This window comes from uncultured Aggregatibacter sp. (genome assembly GCF_901873365.1).
Taxonomy (GTDB): Bacteria; Pseudomonadota; Gammaproteobacteria; order Enterobacterales; family Pasteurellaceae; genus Aggregatibacter.
The window spans coordinates 1-6,599 of record NZ_CABFLM010000096.1 but is presented as its reverse complement, the minus strand read 5'-3'; the positions used below and the strand labels follow the sequence as shown (position 1 = coordinate 6,599).

Annotated in this window: 5 protein-coding genes and 1 pseudogene; 4 read left to right on the top strand and 2 right to left on the bottom strand. The window is 35.0% G+C overall.

Features of this window, described 5'->3' with window-relative positions:
* Window positions 1–267 precede the first annotated feature (267 nt).
* The 3 genes and pseudogenes from QZ106_RS10685 to QZ106_RS08670 form a co-directional block, all read left to right on the top strand.
* Window positions 268–396 (top strand): annotated as a pseudogene (locus tag QZ106_RS10685) (NfeD family protein); the annotation flags it as partial.
* Window positions 397–484: 88 nt separating this feature from the next.
* Window positions 485–1,096, top strand: coding sequence for an NAD(P)H-dependent oxidoreductase (locus tag QZ106_RS08675; protein ID WP_295976467.1), 612 nt, complete (start codon window positions 485–487; stop codon window positions 1,094–1,096).
* On the top strand, window positions 1,096–1,659 hold the full coding sequence (locus tag QZ106_RS08670; protein WP_295976466.1) for a molecular chaperone: 564 nt from the start codon (window positions 1,096–1,098) through the stop codon (window positions 1,657–1,659). The genes QZ106_RS08675 and QZ106_RS08670 overlap by 1 nt, the downstream gene beginning before the upstream one ends.
* Here QZ106_RS08670 and minC read toward each other — a convergent pair whose 3' ends face one another.
* Entirely contained in the window at window positions 1,660–2,322 is a 663-nt protein-coding gene (minC, locus tag QZ106_RS08665) for a septum site-determining protein MinC (RefSeq protein ID WP_295976465.1), read from the bottom strand.
* Between the two features lie 86 nt (window positions 2,323–2,408).
* Here minC and QZ106_RS08660 point away from each other — a divergent pair, with 86 nt between their 5' ends.
* Window positions 2,409–2,660 carry a YcgL domain-containing protein gene (locus QZ106_RS08660; protein WP_021616498.1) on the top strand — a complete coding sequence of 84 codons (252 nt, stop codon included), beginning with the start codon at window positions 2,409–2,411 and terminating at the stop codon, window positions 2,658–2,660.
* Between the two features lie 153 nt (window positions 2,661–2,813).
* Here the strand turns inward: QZ106_RS08660 and tssM are convergent, their stop codons facing one another.
* Complete coding sequence (tssM, locus tag QZ106_RS08655) at window positions 2,814–6,518, bottom strand: type VI secretion system membrane subunit TssM (protein ID WP_295976464.1); 3,705 nt, start codon at window positions 6,516–6,518, stop codon at window positions 2,814–2,816.
* Window positions 6,519–6,599 lie beyond the last annotated feature (81 nt).

The following is a 6,599-nucleotide window of genomic DNA, read 5'->3' as shown; positions in this document are numbered from 1 at the left end:
TCCTAATAAAGATAAAGACTATATGGGGTTAGGGAATCATATTCAATGGCGTGTTGATGGTCTTCAAAAAAATAAAAAATATTCTGTTAAAATTAAGAATGTGATGATCAATGGAACAGCAAAAGATTATGAGTATTGGTTTAATATCACAGATTAATTTAGGGAATATTTATGATTGAATGGTTAATTAGTTTCAAGTTTTTTTCCTGGCTTATTCACTGGGATATTTTACGCTACCTGATTCATTGGAATGAGTGGCATTGGTTTATGTTAGGCAGTGTTTTACTTGTCGCAGAAATCGCCGTGCCCGGGATGTTTTTATTATGGTGGGGACTTGCGGTAGCGGTGATTGCCGGGGTGATGAAATTGATTTTACCGATTCCTCTTTTTGTTCTTGTGTCAATTTATATTGCGATCATTCTTGTTTTAAAATAACGCATTATTCAGCCAGTTTGATTAAATGCGATAAAATTTAAGGAATAAAATGAAACATTTGATTATTTTTGCTCACCCAAATTCACAGAGTTTTAACCGCACTTTAGTGGAGGAAGTCATAAAAGCGACCCGGCAAATCGGTGTGGAAGCAGTGATTCGTGATCTGTATACATTAGATTTTAATCCGGTGTTATCTTGGTCTGAATTGAGTGCAACAATGGATGGCATTGTGCCGGCTGAGATTAAGTTTGAGCAAAAATTGATTGCAGAAGCCGAATTAATTACCTTTATCTACCCACTTTGGTGGATGGGATTCCCGGCAATATTAAAAGGGTATTTAGATCGTGTGTTAAGTTACGGCTTTGCCTACAAAAATGAAAATGGTGCGTCTGTTGGTTTGCTGGGAAATAAAAAAGTACAGCATTTTATTACCATGGGAAATAGCATAGAAAAATATCAACAACTGGCTTTTGATAAAGCCTTGCAATCTTGTTTGGTTGATGGATTGTTTAATTTTTGCGGAATAACAGACATCCGACATGAGTTTTTTGGCAATATTCATTTATTAGATGAGGTGGGGTATCAGTCAGTTTTAACCTCCGTCTTTGAAAAAACATTGGAAAATTTGACCGCACTTTTGCCTTCTGAGAGTGAAAATTAATGCAAGAGAAAATTCAATTAAATCATTTTTCTTTAATTAGCCGATTGTTTGGAAATTTATTTTATCGCCAGCCAACAGATAATATTCTTTCTGGCGTATTTACATGGTTACAACAACACCAATTATCTGAAGTGTGGCCATTAACGGAAGATGCAGAAAGTCAACAAGCCTTAGACGCATTACAAATGCCGATAGATTTAACGCTTTTGGAGAAAGAATACCAAAAGTTATTGGGTGAGAAAGGCGTGGTGGCAACGCAAATTTCTGCTTATGATATTTCAGTGGCGGATTTTGAAAACTTTCGTCAAGAACGTAATTTACCGCCAAGTGATAACCTTGATCATTTTGCCATGTTGCTTTTAACGGCCTCATGGTTGGAAGACAATGCCGATTCATTATCCGCGCAACAAGACTTGTTTGAACAGTTTTTATTGCCTTGTGCAGCGAAGTTTTTAAACAAGGTGGAACAATCGGCAGGACTGCCATTTTATCGTGCGTTAGCGTATCTTACACGCGAGATATTGTCCGCCATGGCAGATGAATTGGAGTCTGTTGACTTGTAATTAGAAAGGATGAAAACTCAACTGATCCTTTTCGGCAAAAATCCTGACGGAACGATATAAAAATTCCGTTGGGATTTTTTCTTTATAGAGAAAACGGCTGTTGACGGCGATAAATTCCGCATCTAAATATTGTGTATAAATCGCACCGGAACTGCTGTTGACACCTGCCATGGCACGTCCTAATAATTCGCCATAAATATGGATATTGCCGTCTGCAGCGACTTCAGCACCTTGTTCCACATCGCCATGAATAATCAAATCACTGTTTTTCGCATAAATAACCTGTTTGTCGATAACATTATGCGGCACAATTTTTGTGGGTAAATCGCGTGGTTCCGGAAGGATTTCAGAGAGGTTATTAATATTGCCAAGAATGGAGAGGTTGGCGGCAAGAATGAGCTCTCTTTGCAGATGATTTTGCCAATCTGCCACGCCAATAAGATGAATTTGATATTCTGCCAATAAGTCTTTTAATGCGATAAGATTGACTTTTTCTAGCATCGGATTGAACTGTAAAATCACCTCAATATTTTTAAATAATGATGGCGAGGTTTTGCTTTTCTTTGCCAATGCACGCTTAATGGCAGTCAAGCTTGAACTATTAATACTGATAAACAGCGCAGAAAATTGACCTGTTCGTAGTTCGATAATATCTTGAGCCATAAGTAAAATTCCAATGAAAAGAGTTGCTTAATGATAATGAATTATTGCAAAATCGGCAACTTCAACCTAATTAAGGAATCCGATTTATGCTCTGTGCCATTTATAAAAGCCCAAAAGAACCGGGCATGTATCTTTATATTGAAAAACGCGATCAATTTGATGCGCTACCTGACGCATTGTTAACGGCTTTTGGCAAACCGATTTTTGTGATGTTGTTTAATCTTGCTGGCAGCAAACCGTTAGTCAATGCGGATAAAACGGAAGTGTTGCAGCAAATTAAAGAAAAAGGCTTTTACTTACAAACGCCGAAAAAAGACGATTGGTTGTTTCGTCTATAACGGTTTGAGTTTAGTGAGTTTTTCATTCTATTGATTACTTCCCGTTCTTGATGAGAGGTATCTTTAAATAGAAAAATTAAGCTTAAATAAATCTGACAGGCTCAAATTTTTAACTAGAGCACTGTCAGATTGGTTTTCTGCTATTACATAATCTTAATTAGCCTCAGGTACTATAAGCTCATTTTCATTTTCATTTTCATTTTCATAAAATTCTGTTGGTTCAACAAACTCTTTACTTTCTTTTTCGGTATCTAGTAATTTTGATGGTAATCTGAAATTACTCAGCATATTACCGAAGAATGGATTTGAGTCGCTTTCTACAGTAAGTCGGTAATTGATTGCACCACCATTTAGTTTAAATGAAAGATCAACAGATTGACCGTTCGCTTTCTTAGTTGCTTGATCTAACACTCTAAATAATGACCATTCACCAGTACGGCGAAGTGTTGATGTTTCACCTTGGGATGTTACGAGTGTTAAACTTGTTTCCACATCTCGGCGAGTTGTGTTTGGCCAAATTAGACGACTTGCTGATGGAATTTCATGGCTATATTTCAATAACTGACCATCAATATTAAATGTTGATGCTGTAAATTTTCCAGAGAGTCCTAGAGGTTTCATGCTAAAAGTAATATTAACATTACCGGAATTATCAAAATAATTTCTCTGAATATTTTGTAAATCCTGGAGTGTCGTTAGAAATTCTGAAGAAATTATACTTTCACCATTAACAACAGAAAGTTCGGCATTATCTTCTAGAAAAATTTTTAGATAATCATTATAGAAGCGTTGTACACGCCCATGTGGTCCAAAAAATTCACGAAAATCATCTAGGGAAATATTTTGTGTAGATTTATGATTTAATGGGTAGCGGTTTGCTATTCTATTCTGATAGAAGCTATATACATTACGATTCCATAATACATTAATTTCACTTAATGCTGTTTTCAATTCGATTGCCCAAGCCTCATCGGCTACACTATTTAGTAAAACAGAAAGAGGAGCCGCCATCCCACTTGCTAAACGTTTTAGATCGACCGTTGGGTTGGTGCGCTCTAAGTTAAGCTCAGACATAATTGTTTTTAATGCTGTCTGTGATGGTTCAGGCGATTTTTGAATTGTTTGCATATAAAACTTTAATTCAGATAATTTTTTCATTACTTCTTCTATATGGGGACGCTCTGCATCGGACGAAGATTTCACCTCATTAGTCAAAGGTGTAAAATGCTGACTAATCTGTAATGAAGCCATCTGATTTGCTGTAGCTACATTTGTATTATTAATATTTTTTTCAGTATTTACCCCTGATAAGCTTGGGTAAATATCACTATTTTTATCGACTAAATTAATTATTTTTTGTAATGGTTTTTCATTACTCGTTAATGCATCTAATATGTCTACTGCATGACTTAAATCAACAAAATGAACAATTTCCAAATTGTTTAGAGCCTCTTGCCAAGATTGAATGTAGTCTGTTATATAACGTTTACGAATTTCTTCTGATAAACGGGCAAGCTCTTCTTTTGAATAATTTGTTGTTTGTTGTTTGCCTAGAACCCAAGCATCGATTGCTGCCAGATGCAATAAATCTTGCGCTTTTGAATCATAAAAATCTTTATATGCCCAATCTGTAAATAGTGGGCTAATTAATGTACCATACCAACCAATGTTTTTATCTTTAAAGAAAGTTTTAGGATCTTCCGATATTAAATCTGTTTTAAAGATAGTGGTGAAACTTTGACCAATTTCAGCTTTTAAATCGGTTGCCGGTTGTAATTCGGTATTTGCCAAAATTTTAAAATTTTGATAGACACGATCTGCTAATGGCAATTTACTATATTCTTGCTGTTTTTCTGAAATTTTTTTATCAAACATACTTAAATCAGGATCAACGTGCTTCATTGCGTAGCTAAAATGAGCGATTAGCTGGCGTTGAATATCCGGATTTTTTGGATAATTTTTTTGCAAATATTTCATCATCCATTGTTCTGGAATTTTCGCTTTTCGGTTTGCCATATCATCGATCATCCGATAAACGCGTAATAGCTCCAGCCCCTCGTTGCTATCTTCAGGAAGAGTATCCATTTGCTCAATCAATCCCATAGCAATCTCAGGTAAAAAACGTTCAGCAAGAAATTTCTTATAAGCCTCACTCACTTTTCCACCAATTTTCTTGCCCTGGTATAAACCAAAATCTTTAAATACAGGTAATGCATCCTCATAATCACCATAACCATAAGTCGCTTGGCGCAAAAGATTTAATGGTTTTAATAAATTACGACCTGTTGGATCCATTGATTGACTAATATTCATTTGGCGAAATTCTTCAGTTAATTTAAGAATTTTTACAGAAGTTGTTTTATTCTTATAAAAGTAATTTTGCCAGGTTGCTAGAATACAAATGCTAGAGATAATTATAGCCACTGAGCCAAGTATAAATTTACGTTTACTGCGACGAATTTCCTTTTTATTATCACTAACAAGTCCAGCCTCTGGATAGATGATATTTTGAAAGAAATTATGAGTGAAATATGTTTTCTGAGTACGTTCAGGTAGGCAACTTGGAATAACATGAGGTAGCTCAAATTGTTTAGAAATTGCAGCTTGATAGAAGTCTATAGGAATCCCCTCTTGGAAGATAGAAGAGAAATAAACTCCACGAACATAAGGTGTTGTTGTAAAACGATCACTTTCTAAGACATCACTAATAAACTGCAGAAGGATGTCTTTCATTCCGCCTAATTGACGAGCATACATATAAAGTGATTCGCGTTCTTCTTGAGAAATGGTAGAGGCTAATTTATCAAAAGTTATTTCCTCAATTTCTTTTACAAATGCGATGTAGCTATCAGATAATTCTTTTGTCCATTTATCTATTTGCTCATCTGTATTTAATGTAAAAGAAAAACCTAGATTCTTATAGCGTTCATCTTGTTTTAAATCACGATAAAATGTTTCAAAGCCCTCAATAAGATCTGTTTTATTCAAAACAACGTAAACTGGTACACGGGCACCAAATTGTTCTGTAACTTCACGAATTCGGTTACGTAATAAAACAGCCAGGGCTTGTCTATCACTGTGATTTGAGGCAATTAATTTAGGAAGATCAACAACAAGAATGATACCATTAATTGGTCTTTGAGGACGAACATCACTAATCCAATCAAGCAAATGTAGCCATAATTCTTTTGCAATTTTACCTTCAAGATCTTTTTCTGAGCCTAATTGTTGAATCATTCCGCCTTCAGGATCGAGTAGAATTGCATCATCGCTTGCCCACCAGTCAATTTTATACAAGCAATTCTCACGCATATAACGTTTAGATGTTTTTTCTGCTGTAGTCAGTGTAAATTTCTGATTAGAACGATTAATAAAGCTTGTTTTTCCAGCTTCATTTGAGCCTATTACCATATACCAAGGAAGCTGGTAAATATAATCTTTATGAGATAAATGGTTTTTTAATGCTTCAGACATTAATTCAAGATTATCGTCCTGTTCTTTGATATAAGGAAGAATGATATCTTTCTCTTCTTGCTCTTTCTCTAGTGCATTCTTTTCTTTATTTAAACGGATATTTTTAAGTTGCAGCTTTAAAATAACAATAACAGCTAAAGTAAGTAACATCACAACGGTAGCCATTATTCTGCTTCCCATCTTTACTTGTTTGGCTAGCTCATAATCCCAGCCTTCCTCATTTGAAATACCACTAAAAGTCCAAGATGAGCCATAAGTCCAAATACCAACAAAAAGAAGAATAAATCCAAGCGTAAGTAGTACAGGGAGTGAATTCTTAATATGTGATAAAACCGGACGAGTAAATTGGCGAAAGATACTCAATAATTGGTTCAAGTAATTCATTCATTATCCTTTAATAATTTATCTTTTAATTGTTCTAATTGAGTAAAGAAACTACCATCCCATTCCTCTACTGTATATTTT

Coding starts and splice junctions, on each gene's coding strand:
- QZ106_RS08675 (WP_295976467.1), top strand. CDS start 485: ATGAAACATTTGATTATTTTTGCTCACCCAAATTCACAGAGTTTTAAC.
- QZ106_RS08670 (WP_295976466.1), top strand. CDS start 1,096: ATGCAAGAGAAAATTCAATTAAATCATTTTTCTTTAATTAGCCGATTG.
- minC (WP_295976465.1), bottom strand. CDS start 2,322: ATGGCTCAAGATATTATCGAACTACGAACAGGTCAATTTTCTGCGCTG.
- QZ106_RS08660 (WP_021616498.1), top strand. CDS start 2,409: ATGCTCTGTGCCATTTATAAAAGCCCAAAAGAACCGGGCATGTATCTT.
- tssM (WP_295976464.1), bottom strand. CDS start 6,518: ATGAATTACTTGAACCAATTATTGAGTATCTTTCGCCAATTTACTCGT.